The following is an 18,179-nucleotide window of genomic DNA, read 5'->3' as shown; positions in this document are numbered from 1 at the left end:
TATTTGAGCTTATTCCGCTTGCCAGATATTATTTTCTCCGTTCACATCGGCCATTAATTGTGAAGGGTCTATGAGAATGGCCTTAATGCTAGAAATGGGCTTGTCTATAGTAAATTCATAAGTTGGAAAAGCCCAGGGCCAGTCTGGCAACACCGTTCTTTTTATCTCTTGGTAAGGATTGTCCTTTTCACCGCGCATCATTCTTAACGGAGCATAGAAGGTTTCTCTGGTATCATCGTTATAAACAACCAAAATATCTTGTGGCATAGGCATAAGCCCAATACGTTCTAAGGTTATTTTTGTTCCATTGCCATCGGCCTCTACAGATTTTATACCGTAGTCTATGGTGTTGGTCGTTTGTGTCCAGTCCGTTAAATACCAATCCAACTCCATCCCCGAAACTTTTTCGGCCGTTCTCTTAATGTCATTGGGAACAGGGTGCTTAAACTTAAAATCGGCATAATATTTTCTGAGGGTTTCCATTAGTTTGTCTTGTCCGATCACATAACCTAATTGAGATAAAAAGATAGCTCCTTTGCTATAGGCCGCGATACTATAGGCAAAGTTAAGGTCATACCTATCCGCATGTGTGCTTTGAGGTTGTTCTTTTCCCGATTGTACTAGACGGTAATAGCCTTTATAAGAGTTTTCGAACGGATTGTCTTTTTTACTTCCCCTGATCTCATTACTGCAAAGAGCGGAAATGAAAGAAGTAAAGCCTTCGTCCATCCACTCATGTTTAGATTCGTTAGTGGCCAACACGTGCTGAAACCAAGAGTGTGCAAGTTCGTGGATCATGGTGCCTATAACACTACCAGGTCTGTCTCCGCCGGTAATTAATGTTCCCATAGCGTATTCCATACCGCCGTCCCCACCTTGTATGACCGAATATTGGTCGTAAGGGTAGGGCCCGATGTTCTTATTAAAAAAGTCCATGGCCTTTGCTGTCATTGGCTGAACAGCCTTCCATGTTTCTTGAAACTTTGGGTCGTTTTTATATAGAAAATGCAGCGTAGTACCGTTTTCCATTTTTAAGGTGTCGTGTACATAGTCTGGATCTGCGGCCCACATAAAATCATGTACCATAGGCGCTTTAAAGTGCCAAGTGAGTGTTTTGCCCTTTTGTTTTTTCACCTTGGTTCCGGGAGCTTCATAGCCATGGCCAATCTCTTGTGGGTTTTGCAAATACCCGGTGCCACCAACAACATAGTCTTTATCTATCGTCAATTTTACATCAAAATCACCCCAAACACCATGAAATTCACGGGCAATGTACGGGTCTGCATGCCACCCTTCAAAATCGTATTCGGCAAGTTTTGGATACCATTGGCTCATAGAAAGGGCAACACCATCATTATTGTTACGGCCAGAACGTCTTATCTGAACGGGCACTTGGCCTTTAAAAGTCATTTCAAAGGTGGTTTTGCCTCCAGAAGGAATCGGTTTTGCCAGTTCTACAACCAAGACCGTACCTTCTTCGTTAAAAGTTACCTTTTGGCCATCTTGTGTTAATGATTCTACGTGCAGATATCCTATTTCATCTTCTTTGAGCGCTGCAATACGGCTTTTTTTGTCCTCCGTGATCATTCTGCGGTCAGGATCCTGAATATTCTGTAACCTAATATCCATTTCGCTGCCTGGCTGAAAGGCGTTAAAGAACAAATGGTAATACACCCTTGTAAGTTCGTCCGGAGAGTTATTAGTGTAAACTAATTTCTGCGTTCCGGTATATTGATAGTTGTCAACATCCATGTCAACATCCATGGTGTAGTCTACATGCTGCTGCCAATAATTGGCCTGGTTCTGGGCACTTATAGAACAAGCGAAACCCGTAACCATTAATAGCGAAAGAAATAACGTTTTCATTTTTAGGTGTCTTTATTAATTACAATTGTAGTTGGCCTGCACTTACTTTGCTTGCCATAATCAAGGCATTATAGGCATTTACTATTTTACCGGAGGTCGATATTTCCGATAAAGAAGCACTCTTTGAGTTATCTCCCCCTAAAATAACCTTCGTTTTAATAGGTAGCCCAGAGTTAAGAATGATTTTCTTTACCTGTGAGGCGGTTAAATTTGGGTATTGAGAGAACAACAAAGCCGCTACACCCGCTACCGCTGGGGCTGCCATTGATGTACCTGGAGAAAATTCATATTCGTTATTTGGGAATGTAGAGTAAATATCTGTTCCAGGAGCAAATACATCTACGTTTATTTTACCATAATTTGAATAGGAAGCAACCAATTCAGAACCATATTTAGGATCTAGGGCGCCTACCGTTATTACATTGTCGGCAAACTCAGGACCATTATTGATCTGATCGTTCGGGAAATTTGGGTTTGATGGATCGTCTAGGTCGGCCCCATCGTTACCTGCGGCATGTACAAAAAGAACACCTTTTTCGGCAGCGTATTTAATTGCGTCATAGACCCATTCTGCATTGGGCGAAAAGGCCTTTCCAAAACTACCGTTGATTACCCTTGCACCGTTATCTACCGCATAGCGGATACCACGGGCAATATCTTTGTCGTACTCGTCACCATTAGGTACCGCCCTGATGCTCATAATGGCAACATTGTTGGCAACGCCGTCGGCTCCTTTACCATTGTTTCTTTCGGCTGCGATAATACCGGCAACATGTGTTCCGTGACTCTCGTCATCGACCCTATTATTAGGGTTTCCGTTTCCGTAATCCGTGTCGTTCCAATCATAAGGGTCGTCACCTACAATTTCACGTCCGTTAAAATCTTTGTTGAGGTTGTAGTTAAGTTGTTCGGTAAAATAATTGATGCCATCGCCCAATTCTTCGATTACCTCTGGAATCGTCTCTTTTATAGAGAACATTTGGGTAAGAATGGCCTGGCTGCGCTGTAAACTCTCCGAAGTCGCTTTAATACCAGCAACATCTTCTTTGGTATAACTGTCTTTGCCCAAGTGTGTTTTAACCTCGCTGTCGGCATTTTTAACAGCTTGTAAAATTTGCTCATATTGTTGCTTGTTCTGCTGGGCCTCGGCATATTCTGAATCTAATTTTGCCTGTGCTTTTGACAATGTTGCCTGGTCTCCAATATTTAATCGAAGCATGCGCACATACTCTAATTGTTCGTTGTAAGATTCTCCCAAAAAGTTATACCCGTGAATATCATCTACATAACCATTATTGTCATCATCTTTGTTGTTTCCTGGTATTTCATCGGTATTGGTCCAAATAACATCATCTAGATCTTCGTGGTCTAGATCGATACCAGAATCTAGCACCGCTACAATAACCTTAGTTCCTTTTTTATTCTTGATAATTTCATCATAAGCCCTGTCTACGCTCATACCGGGAATGGTATCGGTGGCCAGATCCAAATGGCCCCAGTGTTTCTTTTCTTTATCTGTTAATTCAGAAACCTTTAGGGGAACGGTGTCTATATTTTCTACGGGGGTTAAAATTAACCCTCCTGTACCACCACAAGATATGAGGATGGAGAAAGATAGAATTAATAAGGATTTAGGAAATATACGTGTCATATAAAGTAATTAAAGTTGTTTGTTGTTAATTAAAAATTTCGTCAAAGGTATAGGTCTTATCAAGAACAACACCTTTTTCTGTTCTTTTTAAGGTACACAATTGGTTGTGTGCATCGTGTTCAAAAAACAGATAGTAGTTTTTGTCTACGGCCTCATTTAAAAAGATTTCTTTTTCTGAAAGTGTTTTTAAGGGCCTTGTGTCATAGCCCATAACATATGGTAATGGAATATGGCCAACGGTAGGAATAAGATCTGCTACAAAAACAATATTTTTTTCTTTGTAGCGTAGTTGAGGCAACATTTGTTTTTCGGTATGGCCATCCACAAATAAAATATCAAAATTGAATTCCGTGTTTTTGACAAAGGTGCTTGTCGAACTAGGGGTATCGATGAATTTTAAATGACCACTTTCTTGCATAGGAATCAAGTTCTCTTTTAAGAACGAGGCCTTCTCCCTGGCGTTTGGTTCTGTTGCCCATTTCCAGTGTTTTTTGTTCGTCCAAAAAGACGCATTTTTAAAAGCAGGTTCAAAACCTGTACGGTCTTTGTTCCATTGAATACAGCCCCCACAATGGTCAAAGTGAAGATGGGTCATAAACACATCGGTAATATCGTTTCGGTGAAAACCTGCCTTGGCAAGGGAATCATCCAACGAAAAATCTCCCCACCTGTGGTAATAGCCAAAAAACTTGTCCGATTGCTTGTTTCCCAATCCCGTATCTATCAGAATTAGACGGTTGCCGTCTTCTATTAAAAGGCTTCTCGCGGCTATATCTATAAGATTATTGTTGTCTGCAGGGTTCGTTCTTTGCCACAAAGTTTTGGGTACCACTCCGAACATGGCACCACCGTCCAACTTAAAATTACCTGTCTCTATAGGGTATAGATGCATTGTGTAAAAAGAAATAATAAATTCGGAAAATTAACCAAAATGTATATAATCAGGTACTATTTAAGAGTTTTTAACTCTAAGAAACAGGTTGTTTGTTATAAATTTAAAGTCGATATGATCGACCGCGCCTTTTTATAAAGCCTTGGTTTTAATCATGAAATAGCACCAATTTTTCTATCGGGTGGTGTGCAAGTGGTTTGGTCAAGTGCTTTTCAATTTCTTTGTAACTGTTAGATTTTTCAATATCTACAGGGTCTATAGAAGAACTGAGCACAAAGACTTTGCATTGGCCCGTTAGGTTTTCGGGTAATTTAATATAGTGTTCCATAAACTCAAAGCCGTCCATGCCGGGCATTCTTATATCCAAGAAAATGATATCCGGGAAAGAGTCTTCGTTAGCACTTTCCAAATATTTAAGTGCGTCTGCCCCAGAGGTTTTTATGGTAATTTCCGAAACAAGTTCCGATTTCGAAAGAACGGCCTTGTTGATGTAATTATCTATTTCAGAATCATCTATTAAGAGTACTTTTTTAGGACTCATAATTTAATTTTTAATGGTTATGTTTGGTACGGTTATAATAAAAGAAGAACCTTTTTTTGGTTTAGATTCAACGTTTATACTTCCCCCTAATTTATTTAAAATTTCTTTAACTATATATAACCCGATACCAGAACCCATTACTTTTGCAGAAACTCGGTAGAACATATCGAATATTTTGTTTTGAAGCTCTTTTTCTATGCCGGGCCCATTATCCTTTATTTCTATTACAACATTTTGCTGAGACGTTCTAATATTGATCCAGACGGTAGGGTTGTCTTTATCAATGTCGTGGTACTTAATGGCATTTGAGATAAGATTGTTCAATAGAACCATTACTCTTTTTTTATCCGAGATAAAGGGTACATCGTTTTTAATGTCCTTGACAAATGTAATGGCCTGTATGTTTTTAAGGTACCACAGACTTTCTAGAACGTCGTCGATCAAATCATGAAAATCTATTTCATCTAATTGAACCTCTAAATTTCTATTACGTGAAAACGCAATAATTTCTTTGATAAAATCGTCTAATCTTGTGATGGAGTTTTCCATCATTTGTAATTGATGAACACAATGGGATTCTTGTTGCTCGTCCATCATAATTTGTATCAACCCCATTACAGAGGTTAACGGTGCCCGCAACTCATGAGAGGCACTATAGACAAAACTATCTAGTTCAGAATTTGTTTTTTTAAGTTCTACATTTTGCTCCTCAAGAAGTTCTTCGGCTTCTTTTCGTTTGGTATTGTCGACTATGGTAACCAAATAATGTTCTACACCTTCGAGCATTAAAGACTCTATAGATAGTAATATAGATATTACTTTGCCGTTTTGTAGGGTAACTTTAAACTCCTCGTTCTTAACCTCTTTGTTTTCTAGAAAAATCTCCCAAAGTTGACCCGACAACAAAGAATCATTATTGTTTATGCTTAATGTTCCCGATTCCATTATAGTGTGGCCCAATAGGGTTTCTCTAGTACTGTTCAGAATAGTACAGGCCCTAGAGTTTACCTCGACTATTTTTCTGCCCTTGTCAAGTATGAACATTCCTATCAGGTTGGTATAGAATGCCTTTGAGAACTTTTCTTGTGTTTCCCTTAGGGCCTTTTCAGCTTCTTTTTGAGATGTTATGTCTACGGCGGTACCTTGGTATCTAATAGGAACGCCGTTCTCATCCATTACCACTTCCATTTGTACCAATACATGTTTTACCGTATTGTCTCTTTGAACAATTCTGTAGCTAAATGGAGAATGGTCCCTGGCCTCGATGTTGCGGGCCAACATTCTGTCATGAAAATCTATATCATCTTTATGGATCAATGTTCGAGAAAACGGAGCGTCTATGACCGTTCCTGGTTCAACATCATATATTTCATACATTCTGTCGGACCAATCTATGGTTTCTGTTTTTATGTCCCAACTCCAATAGCCTATCTTACCTATGCGTATTGCAGCATCCATTTTCGATTGTAACGACAAGATCTCTTTTTCTGTTTTTTTCCTTTCCGATAGGTCAAAGGCTACCGCTCCGATGCCAATAGGTTCTTTGGTTTCTCTATCGGTAATGATAAAAGCGGAAAACTCTACAGGTACGTATTTGTTCGTTTTCAGGTTTTTAAGATATACTTCTCCGTTCCACGAACCTTTTTCGTGAATAAGTGGCAGGTATTCATTATAGATGATTTCTTTAGATTCTTCTGAAAAGAAGTCGAAAACAGATATGTTAGAGAGGTCGTTTTCGGGAGTTAGGCCGACCAATTTTTTACCGGCATCGTTTATGTAAACAGAGGTGCCTTCCAAATCTGAAGAACCTATAAACCCAAGACTGTTCTCTATAATGGACAACAGTTTTTGGTTTTCTTTTTCTGCTAATTTTTTCCTGGTAATATTTCTAAAGTAAACAGTAGAACCACTAGGTGACGGATAAACATGAATTGCCAGCCAACTGTTAAACTCATTGTTATGATGTTCTAAATAGGCGTATTTCTGATTTTTTAACGAGTTGTTGAACACAGAGAAGGCGGGGGAATTGGCAAACTCCGGAAACTCTTCCCACATGTTTTTGCCCAATACATCATCTGGCTTTTTATCTATTATTCTTGCCGCTCTGGCATTTATATAAACAAAGTTCCAGTCTTTGTCAAATGCTACATAGGCATCAGAGATCCGCTCTGTTAGCTCTCTGTACTTGTTTTCACTTTGAGCCATTTTTATTTGAGCTTTTTTTGCCTCTGTTCTATCTACGTAAGTAGCTAAAATATGCGTTTCCCCGTTATACGTATAGGTTTCCGCAGAAGCCAACAAATGAACTATAGTACTATTTCTTGGAAGGAGCTCAATTTCCAACGAAGAGAATCGACCATGTAATTTCAATGATTGTAGCGCCTCTTCCAGTTTAGAATCCTGGTCTTTGGCAAGAGGACCTATATCCCTTATTCTTTTTCCTTTTATTTCATGTAGGGGGTATCCTATCAGCTCTAAAAAGTAGGCATTGGCATCTACAAAGTTTAGGTGCTGGTCAAAAATGGCCATACCTATCGTACGAGTGTTAAAGGCCATGCTGAACTTCTGTAAGTTGTTCTCTGCGATCAACTCTAGTTTCTTTCTCTCGGTAGTATCTCTTACGATTCCTAAGACGGTGTTGTTGGGAAGCATTTTAGATTTTACCTCACCATAGAAAGTTTGCCCGTCTTTTGTAATAAGTTTCCGTTCTGCCCTTACGGTCTGCCCTGTCTTAAGGGCAGCGAACTGAATGGGTAATCTTTCGGTCTCGCCCTGGGCAAGAAGCTCTTTGATGTATTTATTTGACAGTTCTTCCTTCGAATATCCGAACATTTGTGAACCTTTGAGGTTGGTCTCTAGTATCTTTCCCTCATTTGTGGTAATAAATATTCCGTCAGAAGCCTGTTCTATCAGGGTTTTGTATTTTTCCTCGCTTTCTTTGAACAGTTTAATTTTTTCCTCTACCATTTTGTTGAGTTTTTTAGGTTGCCTTATAAGGAACACAACAAATAGGCCGGCGATAATAGCGAGCAAGAAACCTAGAACACAAAATATTAATATGGTATATAGGGTGGTTCTGTTATTCGATATCACATAGAGTTTTAATTCTCCTTTACCTAAAGTAATAGGTACACTTTGAGCATTTTTTACATCGATTTTTTTGGAGGAAAAAAAGACTTCTTCCGATTTATCGGGGTTAATTTTTGCTAATTGATACAAAAAACGATCGTTACCTACCGAGTCGGTAGGGATAGCACTTAAAAAGCTGGACAATTTGATGACCGCAGCGGAAAACCCTTCAAAAGAACCGTTTTTAAATATGGGGGTTCTGCCAACAAACCCTGATCCGCCCTGCTTTAATTTTATAGGTCCTGTGAGAAAAAAATCCTTTTGCTTTATTGTTTTAAGCGCTCCCTGTTTGCCAATAGAGTCTTGTAAGATATTAAATCCTGTTACGTCATTGCCTTGTAACGGATATACATGGGTAATTACACCTTCTTTATTTACAAGCTCTATAGCGTCTATCTTATCGTTTGAGTCCAACAATAGTTGTGAAATACTGTCAAAATCGGAAGGAACCCCGTAATTACCTATTATAAAAGATAAAGATTGTGTGGTAGCGAAACTTTGGTTAAAAACATTGAGCAGACCCTCTTTTACCCTTAGGGCCTGAAGGTTTATTTCTTCTTGATCGAGACTTTTTAGCAATAAGAACCTTTGATAAACAAAAAACTGGGCAAAACACAACACAATTATGAAAACCACAAAACCGACTAGAATAGGTTTCTTTAAGATGTTTTGTTTAAGAGGACGGATCATTCTATGAAATTAACATCATTATTTTTAAATCAAAAAACTCGTTATAATCCATCAACATTTTTAATAGTAAAAGTTATTTTACTGAAAAATTTATGGATTTAAGGTATGAACTTTTTGTAAATTTTTGAGGAAGAAAGCCTTATAGATTGTTTAAAATGAGTTTTTTGGGGAAACTAGAGACAAAAGTAAAAAAGTCTTTTTTAAAAAAAAGGTTTTCTGTCTAATTAGTGAGAGTTTTCTTCGGTTTTGCATTTATAATAAATATAAAAGACCGTTTTTCACGATATATCATTTTTTTGTGACACAGAAATATAATTAACCCATTTTAAGGAACAAAACGTGGAGATACAATACGTTGTAATCGGTGGATAAAAAGGGTAACCGCATAGACTAAAGGGGAGAAATGTTTTTGTTTTGGGCTCGTTTACGGTATTCGCCACACTGTTTGTGCCCGTTTGATCAATAGTGTGTTATTTGCATCAATGGGTAAGGTTTTTCTTCAGAGTTGATTTTTTTCTATATTAAAACCTATCTTGCTTTAAATTTTTTTTATGGTAGAACTAGCTGGGATAATCATTCTTGGAATCATTGCACAATGGGTAGCATGGCGATTTAAACTACCGGCCATTTTACCTCTTATTCTTATAGGTCTATTGGTGGGGCCGATATCTACATTGTTTACGGAGGACGGTACAAAATTGATAAGACCTATTTGGAATAAAAAAGAGGGCCTTTTTCTTGGGGAAAGTCTATATCACTTTGTCTCTTTGGCAATTGGGGTCATTTTGTTCGAAGGGGGGCTTACCTTAAAACGTTCAGAGGTAACTAGGGTAGGGCCCGTAATTACCAAGCTTATTACCGTAGGAAGCGCCGTTACTTTTTTTTTAGCAGGCACGGCGGCACATTTTATCTTTGGACTTACTTGGCAAATATCTTTTTTGTTTTCGGCGCTTATCATCGTTACCGGACCAACGGTGATTACTCCTATTCTTAGAAATATTCCTTTAAAGAAAGATCTTTCGGCCGTATTAAAATGGGAGGGAATACTTATAGATCCTATCGGAGCCTTGGTGGCGGTATTGGTATTTGAATTTATTAGTATTGGCGAGGGACAAGGGTATACCCAAACCGGTCTATTAGAATTTGTAAAGGTCTTATTGTTGGGTTTTACTTTTGGTTTTACTTTCGCACACGCTCTAACCTTGGCCATAAAAAAGAACTATATACCCCATTATTTATTAAACGTGGTATCGTTATCGGTAGTGCTTTCCGTTTTTGTCATTTCAGAATTGTTCGCACATGAATCAGGGCTGTTGGCAGTAGTGGTTATGGGCATGGTCATGGGAAATACTCAATTGCCGAATATTAAAGAACTGCTCTATTTTAAAGAGTCGCTGAGCATACTTTTAATTTCCATGCTTTTTATACTTCTATCCGCAAGTATGAATTTGCCAGAACTTGAGCTGTTGTACAGCTTTAATACCCTTATTCTTTTTGCCATCGTGGTTTTTGTGGTAAGGCCTTTGGGGGTGTTTTTAAGTACGATGGGGTCTAACCTTAATTTCAGGGAAAAATTGTTTATCAGTTGGGTAGGCCCTCGGGGTATTGTAGCCGCAGGTATTGCCTCTCTGTTTGGGTCCAAATTGATTTCTAGGGGCGAACCGGGCGCTGAATATATAACACCATTGGTTTTTATGATCGTTTTGGGCACTGTTTTGCTTAATGCCTCTACCGCTCGTTTTATGGCAAAGCTGTTAGGGGTGTTCTTAGAAAAATCTGAAGGGGTTCTTATTATAGGTGCCTCTAAGGTGTCTAGGTTAATTGCGGATTATTTGCATAAGAACAACCGCCATGTGGTACTTATAGACAATAACCAGACCAATATAGAAAAGGCAAAAAAACAGGGGTTGGAGGCCATTGTAGCCAACATCTATTCGGATAACTTGTCGGACAATATAGAGTTGAACGATGTGGGCTATCTAATGGCACTTACGGGAAACTCTGAAATAAACAAATACGCCATTGACAAGTTTAAGAAACAATTTGGGGAATATGGTTCGTTTAGGTTGGTAGATTCCGATGAAATGAACGATCCCGAAAACAATCCGAAGGAAGGATTGTTTTCCCATACCGACGATTTTATAAAATTATCCGAAACGGCCAGAAAATATCCTGTAATCCATGAAATTGAACTTAACGATACGGAACATTACGAGGGCTTAATAGAGATAACAAAGGCAGATACGGAAATTATACCGCTATTTCTTAAAACGCCCGATGGTGATTTAAAGATCATTCCTGCCCATAGTAAAAAGTTCACTGATATTGAAAAGGGTTCTAGGTTGGTCTATTTGGGAAAGATGTTCGATATTGTTAACGGGGCAAAATCTGTAGAATAACCATAATTAACATCATTTGCCGATTATAAGTACCCAAGGGTTGGTGTCGGGAGACCTAAAAGTAGTCTGTACCACTTTTTTTCTTGGTGTTGTTTTTCCTGTTTTGGGGTTCGCCCAATAATATTCTAGACCTAAAGGAACACTCGGAATATCTATAGCCCCCCCTTCATTGAGGTACGAAATATAAAGCTGGTCTTTTTTGGCCAACAAGGGTTTGCCCTGGGCGAGGTCAAATCGTTTTTCTATATCCGTTAGGTCATAATCCTTTAAAATTTTACCCACAAGCCCTACATACATAGAGCCTTCCATTGCCATGGCCTCTTTCCATGAAGTTGCTTGGTCCGTCCATGAGTCCCAACCTTTTTCTGTTGGAGAAACCTTCCATTGCCAAAGAGTGGCCGCACCGTACACCACACCCATAGTGCCCCCGTGCATCAGTTGCGTCCATGCCTCTTCTCCCTGCCACCAACCTAGACCATTTTGGCCATTTCCCATACCCTCGTAGGTAGGTTCGCCATTTGCGCTTCCTTTTATTGGTATATTGGCGTACATGCGCTCTACTTTATGGTAGAGATGTTCTCCGTTATGGCCGGTCTATGCCCATTGAAAATCGAGCCATTCTTTTTCTTGATATGTTTTGTTGTAATGAAAACAATGGTCGCTATCTTCTTTTGCCCAAGAGGCCAAGTAATCGTCACAAGGGTTGTAATGTATACCTGTGGGTTGTGCATAACAATCCCATTTTTCGAGCATTTCCCCGCTTTCAAGTATCCCGGGGTCTTTGCCGTTATGGTCTCCGCCTAACAGCCAAATGGCCGGAAGACTTCCATAACGGGCCAGTAGGTATTTGCAGTAGCGTTCATATTCCTTGGGGTTTATAGACCTTCCCAAAACCTCGAGCCCTTTCCATCCGAAGCCATGAAAAACAGGTTGGTGTACAGGAACTATCTCATGCGCTATAAGAGTGGTTATGATTTTATCGTAGTATTGAAAGTAGTCGATGTTCATTTGGTTTAAACTACCTTTCGACAAGTCTTTAAATGCCCTTTTAAACCCCTGTTCGGTATTGCGCTTGTTGGGTCCCTCAGCTTTCATGTCTGGTTGCAAGGTCATCAACAACACGGTATTGAAGCCTTTTTCTTGCCGGTCTTTTGCATAGATCTCTACTTGTTCGACACTTGCACGAAAGGGTATGGCCCATGGCGTATCGGCAACCATTAAAAAAGGTTTTCCGGAGTGTTGAACTATACTTCGATGGCCTTCGGACATGGTCAGAAGCCCGTTTTTTAGCAACTTGTTCGTGCCCGAATGGGGTACGGACCTAAAAGAGCCCGATTGCCCTTGTAGGCCAACATCTTTTTGATTCGAAGCAAATGATTTCCACTTCCATTCGACATTACCGGTAGGGGGCGCAAAGCGTACTTTCCAGATATTGTTGCCGTCCCAAAAGGCAGGCCTTATAAATTCGTGGTTTTTGTCATCGTAAAAGATTGCCCAAACATCAACATCGGTGTAGGGGTTCTTGTATTGTTCATTTGAGGTCAGGGTAATCTCGAGGGTTGTCCATTGTTCCACATCACCAGAAGAAGATTGGCCCATCAAAGAAAAAAATGGAAACAATAGAAACAGACAGAATCGAAAAGACCTCATTATGAACAGATTTAGACAATGAAGTTAGTAAAATACATGGTATTTCGAAGTCCGGTATTTTCCGAATGTCAAGGACTAGCTCTTTTGGGGCGATTATGTGTTTTGGCCGGCAAACAGGCTACAAAAATATAGTGCCGATATAGGCATATCCTTACCTGACGGCCCCAATTGGTCGTCACCCTGTTTTCAAATGAAGATAGGGTTTGTTCGGATGGGAATAATACGGAGTTCCGCCGTAAAACATGCAATGTAAGTCGTTATTTTCCTTGGGGCCAGTTCACCGGCGCCAGAAGGTAAGACGGGTAAAAAATGTGCCGTGGAGAAAGTGGTTGTATGAAAAGCAATTTCCTCTGTAATTGGGTAAAGGAGAACGGATAACCAACAGGATTATTCTTTTTTTGCATACCTACGACCAACCTAAAAAGGACAATAAATATGTATTATTTTCTGACAATATTTGAAAGCACCATGCGTTTTTGTAGTAATTCGATTTTAGTAAACTTTAATCCATAATTATTATGAAAAGAATCATTTTATTTTTTGCCATGGCTAGTACAGTTGTCTTTACCAATTGTTCAAAAGATGATGATGACTTGGATGAAATTGTTGGAACTTGGGTGAGCGAATCTAGTTATACCCCAGAGGGAGGCGAAACTACTACCAATGAAGATGTATGGCTTTTTAAAGCAAATCATACGGGAGAGTACAAAGAGATGACCAATGGTCGAATTGATGCGGAGACCACGTTTAGTTGGACAAAATCCGATGAGGGTTACGAGGTAGACTATGAAGGGGACGTACGTTCCGATGAAACATTTACCATAGGGGAGCAATTGGGATATACCACTTTGGAAAAAGATGGGTTTATGATTGCCATTAAAAAATAAGGCGGAGGCTTTATAAAAGTAAAAAGTCCCTTACGGATTGAACGTAAGGGACTTTTTTTAATCGTTTAGTTTTAATACGGCCATAAATGCCTCTTGCGGTATTTCTACGTTACCTACTTGGCGCATACGTTTTTTACCTTTCTTCTGTTTTTCCAACAATTTTCTTTTTCTAGAAATATCACCACCATAACACTTGGCGGTCACATCTTTACGAAGGGCCTTTATGGTTTCCCTAGAAATAATTTTAGAACCAATGGCGGCCTGTATCGGAATATCGAACTGTTGCCTTGGAATCAGTTCTTTCAGTTTTTCGCACATCTTTTTACCAATGGTAGAGGCACTGTCAAAATGTATCAGGGCAGACAGGGCATCAACGGTTTGCCCGTTCAGCAGAATATCTACACGAACCAATTTTGATACCCGCATACCAATTGGGGCATAATCGAAAGAGGCGTACCCTTTTGATACGGTCTTTAGACGGTCGTAGAAATCAAAAACAATTTCTGCCAATGGCATATCAAAATTTAATTCTACCCGCTCTGTCGTCAAATAGGTCTGATTGGTAATCTGTCCCCTTTTTTCGATACAAAGAGACATAACGTTACCTACAAAGTCAGACTTGGTAATGATGGTCGCTTTTATATAAGGCTCCTCTACCCTGTCTATAGTTGAAGGATCTGGAAGATCACTGGGGTTGTTTACTATTAATGGGGTATTTGGGTCTTTTCTAGTATAGGCGTGGTAACTAACGTTCGGAACGGTAGTGATCACGGTCATATTAAACTCGCGCTCTAGACGTTCTTGAATAATTTCCATGTGCAACATTCCAAGAAAGCCACAACGGAAACCGAAACCAAGGGCGGCACTACTTTCTGGTGTAAAGACCAAAGAAGCATCGTTCAATTGCAGTTTTTCCATCGAAGAACGCAGTTCTTCAAAGTCTTCGGTATCCACAGGATAGATACCGGCGAAAACCATAGGTTTTACATCTTCAAAACCTGCTATCGGGTTTTTTGTTGGGTTGTCTGCATCGGTAATGGTATCACCAACTTTTACCTCTCTTGCGTCTTTGATACCGGTAATCAAATACCCTACATCACCTGTATTAATAACCTGTTTAGGGTGTTGTGTTAATTTTAAAGTACCTATTTCATCTGCAAAATAGCTCTTGTCGGTAGCGACAAACTTAATCTTTTGATTCTTTTTAATTGCTCCGTTTACGACCCTAAAATAGGTCTCTACCCCACGAAAGGGGTTGTAAACAGAGTCGAATACCAATGCTTGCAAAGGCTCATCCGAATTACCTTGTGGGGCGGGTACGCGTTCTATAATGGCACTCAATATTTCTTCGATACCAATACCGGTCTTGGCACTGGCAGGGATCACCTCTTCGGGCTTACAACCCAACAGGTCCACAATATCGTCGGTTACTTCCTCTGGGTTGGCGCTTGGCAGATCTACCTTGTTCAAAACAGGAATAATCTCTAGGTCGTTCTCTAGGGCCAAATATAAATTGGAAATAGTCTGTGCCTGTATACTCTGTGCGGCATCCACTACCAAAAGGGCCCCTTCACAGGCAGCAATGGATCGCGAGACCTCATAGGAAAAATCTACATGCCCAGGGGTGTCAATAAGGTTCAAGATATATTTTTCGCCCTTGTATATATAGTCCATTTGTATGGCATGGCTCTTAATGGTAATGCCCCGCTCACGTTCCAGGTCCATATTATCCAATAATTGCTCTTTTTTCTCTCTCTCGGTCACCGAACCGGTAAAATCCAAAAGTCTGTCCGCCAAGGTACTTTTACCGTGGTCTATATGGGCAATAATGCAAAAATTACGAATGTTTTTCATAGCAATTGGCAAAAAGGATAAAGCTAATAAAAACAGGATTAATAAGGGTTTTTAAAAGCAACTGCAAATATAATCTAATTTAAATGGACATTGAATGTGGTATCGTTGAAATAAAAATGGTGTGAATGTAACACCCTAAAAAACGGATTACAAAATTTGTAAAGAAAAACGGTAATATTTTGTTAGATTTGATGTTCAACCAAATTAAAAGTGAGGCCATTACTCCTATTTTTCATCATCGCTATAGGATTTTTTCAAGAAGCGATGTGTCAGTCTTTTCAGCTCTCCGGAACTATTAAGGACGAGTCCGGAACCCCTATTCCGTTTGCTTCGGCTTTTCTACTCGATTCCGAAGACGGTACTATGGTAAACGGTTCTTCGGCCGATGAGAACGGTGCATTTGTTATCGAGAATATTCAACCGGGGCTTTACTTGTTAAAGGCAAGTTATATTGGGCAAGTTTCTAAAGACCTTCCTTTGGATATAGATAAAGATATCAAAATAGGGGCCTTGGTTATTCCGCAACAGGTAGAAGAACTGGATGAGGTCGTAGTTTTCAGCAATAGGCCAAAGGTAGAGCGTAAGGTAGACCGTTTGGTGTTCAATGTAGAAAACTCCGTGCTTTCACAAAGCAATTCTTGGGATATCTTAAGCCAGACCCCAGGTGTAATAACCTTGCAAGACGAATTACAGATAAGAAACCAACCAGCTGTTGTTTATATAAATGACCGTAAGGTTCAGCTTTCTTCAGAAGAAATAAGAAGCCTTTTGGAAAATTACCAAGGGGAAAACATAAAGTCCATAGAAGTAATAAACAATCCACCGGCAAAGTATGATGCAGAGGGTGGTGCGGTGTTGAACATTGTTACCAGCAAAAACATTTCTCTTGGGTATAAAGGCAACATTAGCACCAATTACACACAAGGTGTTTTTTCTAAATTTAATTTTGGCACCTCGCACTTTTATAAAACAAAAAAGCTAAACCTTAATGCTAGCTATTCATATGCCCCCAGAAAAGACTTTAAAGACCTTATAAATGAAACCAATTTCATGAACGATGACGGTATTTTTTCTAGATGGAATACCGATTTTGATAAGACCAATAGGTTTAAGACCCATAATGCGGGAATCGTGGTAGATTATGAGTTTGATGATAGAAATACAATAAACCTAACATCGAATGCACAGATATCTCCGGACAGGGAATATGATAATTTTCAGTACACCACTATGGTAAACGGGCAAGGTTTGCTAGATTCTACTTCTACTACGGCCAGTAAGTTGGACGAGGCCAAAAACAACATTTCTGGGGATCTTACCTTTAAACATTATTTTAAAGAGAACGGATCTATTAGTATTAATGGGCATTACACCAATTTTGATCAGTCGAGAACACAAGATGCCAGATCCGATTATTTTAGACCCGACGGCACATTTATACGTGATTATGGTTTTTTTACGGATGAAGAGCAAGACATTGAAATTATTACGGCACAGGTAGACTATAGTGGCCAGTTGGGAGAAGTCGGTATTGAGGCAGGTATAAAAACATCTCTTATAAATTCTAAAAGCCTGCTTAATTTTTATACCCAGAACAATGGAAGGGAATATGTTTCTGATCTATCGGACAATTACCTGTACGACGAAGATGTTTATGCGGCCTATATGAGTTTTTCCAAAGATTGGGAAAAATGGAGCGTAAAGGCCGGTCTTAGGGCAGAACAGACACAAAGCTCGGGAAACTCCTTGGTACTTTCCGAGGTTAACAATTTGGACTATTTTGAACTGTTTCCCTCTTTTTATTTACTTCATTCCATAAATGAAAACCACAGTTTGTCCTTTGATTATTCAAGAAAAGTAAAGCGCCCCAGATATGAAGACCTAAACCCCTTTAAAACCTTTATAAGCGAGAATATTTTTTATGAAGGAAACCCTTATTTACAGCCAAGTTTCAGTAACAACTTTAATCTTAACTATACCCTGAACCAAGAATATTTCTTCGACTTTTACTACCGGGACAATGGCAACTATATTTCTACGTTGTCTTTTCAAGACAACGATAACCTGGTGCTAATAGACAGCTCGCAGAATGTACTGGGCAGCACGTCGTATGGTTTCGATTTTAATTATGGAAAATCTATCACCAATTATTGGTATCTCTATAGCTATATTTCCATTTTTCATGAAGACGAGACCTTTTTGGCCTTGGAGAGCGACGAAGTATCTGCAAAAAATGAGGTCAACGGTTTTTACTTGGATCTCACCAATTACGTAACACTGTCGCAAGACGGCACGTTTAAGGGAGAATTGGGGCTTACGTACCTGTCCGGTTTTTTGGCAGGCTCCAATAAACAGAACGAAACAACAAACCTTACCCTTGGTCTACAAAAATCTTTATGGAACAGAAGGGCTCAGATCAGTTTGTCGGTAAATGATATTTTAGGCGGGGCCAACCCATGGAATACCTCTAAATACTTAAACCAGAACAATGCCTTTAAGTCAGTAGAAGAAACCCAAAACTTCCGAATTGGGTTTACCTATAATTTTGGAAACTTTAGGCTGGACGACAACAAACGAGAAATAGAGAAAGAAGAAAGAGACCGTTTGCAATCAGAATAGA

General features: G+C 39.5%; 9 protein-coding genes and 1 pseudogene. 3 read left to right on the top strand and 7 right to left on the bottom strand.

Annotation, left to right across the window (positions count from 1 at the left end):
* Positions 1-9: 9 nt before the first annotated feature.
* The 5 genes from J8L85_RS02875 to J8L85_RS02855 form a co-directional block, all read right to left on the bottom strand.
* A complete protein-coding gene (locus tag J8L85_RS02875; protein WP_211014355.1) occupies positions 10-1,866 on the bottom strand; it encodes a M1 family metallopeptidase in 1,857 nt (618 codons plus the stop codon).
* A 19-nt stretch (positions 1,867-1,885) separates the two neighbouring features.
* Positions 1,886-3,517, bottom strand: a complete 1,632-nt coding sequence (locus J8L85_RS02870) for a S8 family peptidase (RefSeq protein ID WP_211014353.1) — start codon at positions 3,515-3,517, stop codon at positions 1,886-1,888.
* A 25-nt stretch (positions 3,518-3,542) separates the two neighbouring features.
* Complete coding sequence (locus J8L85_RS02865) at positions 3,543-4,409, bottom strand: MBL fold metallo-hydrolase (protein WP_211014351.1); 867 nt, start codon at positions 4,407-4,409, stop codon at positions 3,543-3,545.
* 148 nt (positions 4,410-4,557) lie between these two features.
* Complete coding sequence (locus tag J8L85_RS02860; RefSeq protein WP_211014349.1) at positions 4,558-4,950, bottom strand: response regulator; 393 nt, start codon at positions 4,948-4,950, stop codon at positions 4,558-4,560.
* A gap of 3 nt (positions 4,951-4,953) precedes the next feature.
* Complete coding sequence (locus J8L85_RS02855; protein ID WP_211014347.1) at positions 4,954-8,769, bottom strand: PAS domain S-box protein; 3,816 nt, start codon at positions 8,767-8,769, stop codon at positions 4,954-4,956.
* A gap of 551 nt (positions 8,770-9,320) precedes the next feature.
* Between J8L85_RS02855 and J8L85_RS02850 the strand changes: the two genes are divergently transcribed.
* The gene (locus tag J8L85_RS02850; RefSeq protein WP_211014345.1) at positions 9,321-11,168 is read left to right on the top strand and encodes a sodium:proton antiporter; all 1,848 of its coding nucleotides are present in this window, start codon (positions 9,321-9,323) and stop codon (positions 11,166-11,168) included.
* Positions 11,169-11,180: 12 nt separating this feature from the next.
* Here the strand turns inward: J8L85_RS02850 and J8L85_RS17975 are convergent.
* Positions 11,181-12,767 (bottom strand): annotated as a pseudogene (locus tag J8L85_RS17975) (DUF4038 domain-containing protein).
* A gap of 569 nt (positions 12,768-13,336) precedes the next feature.
* Here J8L85_RS17975 and J8L85_RS02835 point away from each other — a divergent pair.
* Entirely contained in the window at positions 13,337-13,705 is a 369-nt protein-coding gene (locus tag J8L85_RS02835; RefSeq protein ID WP_211014339.1) for a hypothetical protein, read from the top strand.
* A gap of 57 nt (positions 13,706-13,762) precedes the next feature.
* Here the strand turns inward: J8L85_RS02835 and lepA are convergent, their stop codons facing one another.
* Complete coding sequence (lepA, locus tag J8L85_RS02830; protein ID WP_211014337.1) at positions 13,763-15,559, bottom strand: translation elongation factor 4; 1,797 nt, start codon at positions 15,557-15,559, stop codon at positions 13,763-13,765.
* A 210-nt stretch (positions 15,560-15,769) separates the two neighbouring features.
* Here lepA and J8L85_RS02825 point away from each other — a divergent pair, with 210 nt between their 5' ends.
* Entirely contained in the window at positions 15,770-18,178 is a 2,409-nt protein-coding gene (locus J8L85_RS02825) for an outer membrane beta-barrel family protein (RefSeq protein WP_348771718.1), read from the top strand.
* Position 18,179 lies beyond the last annotated feature (1 nt).

Origin of the sequence: Maribacter sp. MMG018 (assembly GCF_018100785.1) — a bacterium.
GTDB lineage: Bacteria > Bacteroidota > Bacteroidia > Flavobacteriales > Flavobacteriaceae > Maribacter.
This window is presented reverse-complemented; position numbering and strand designations above follow the sequence as displayed.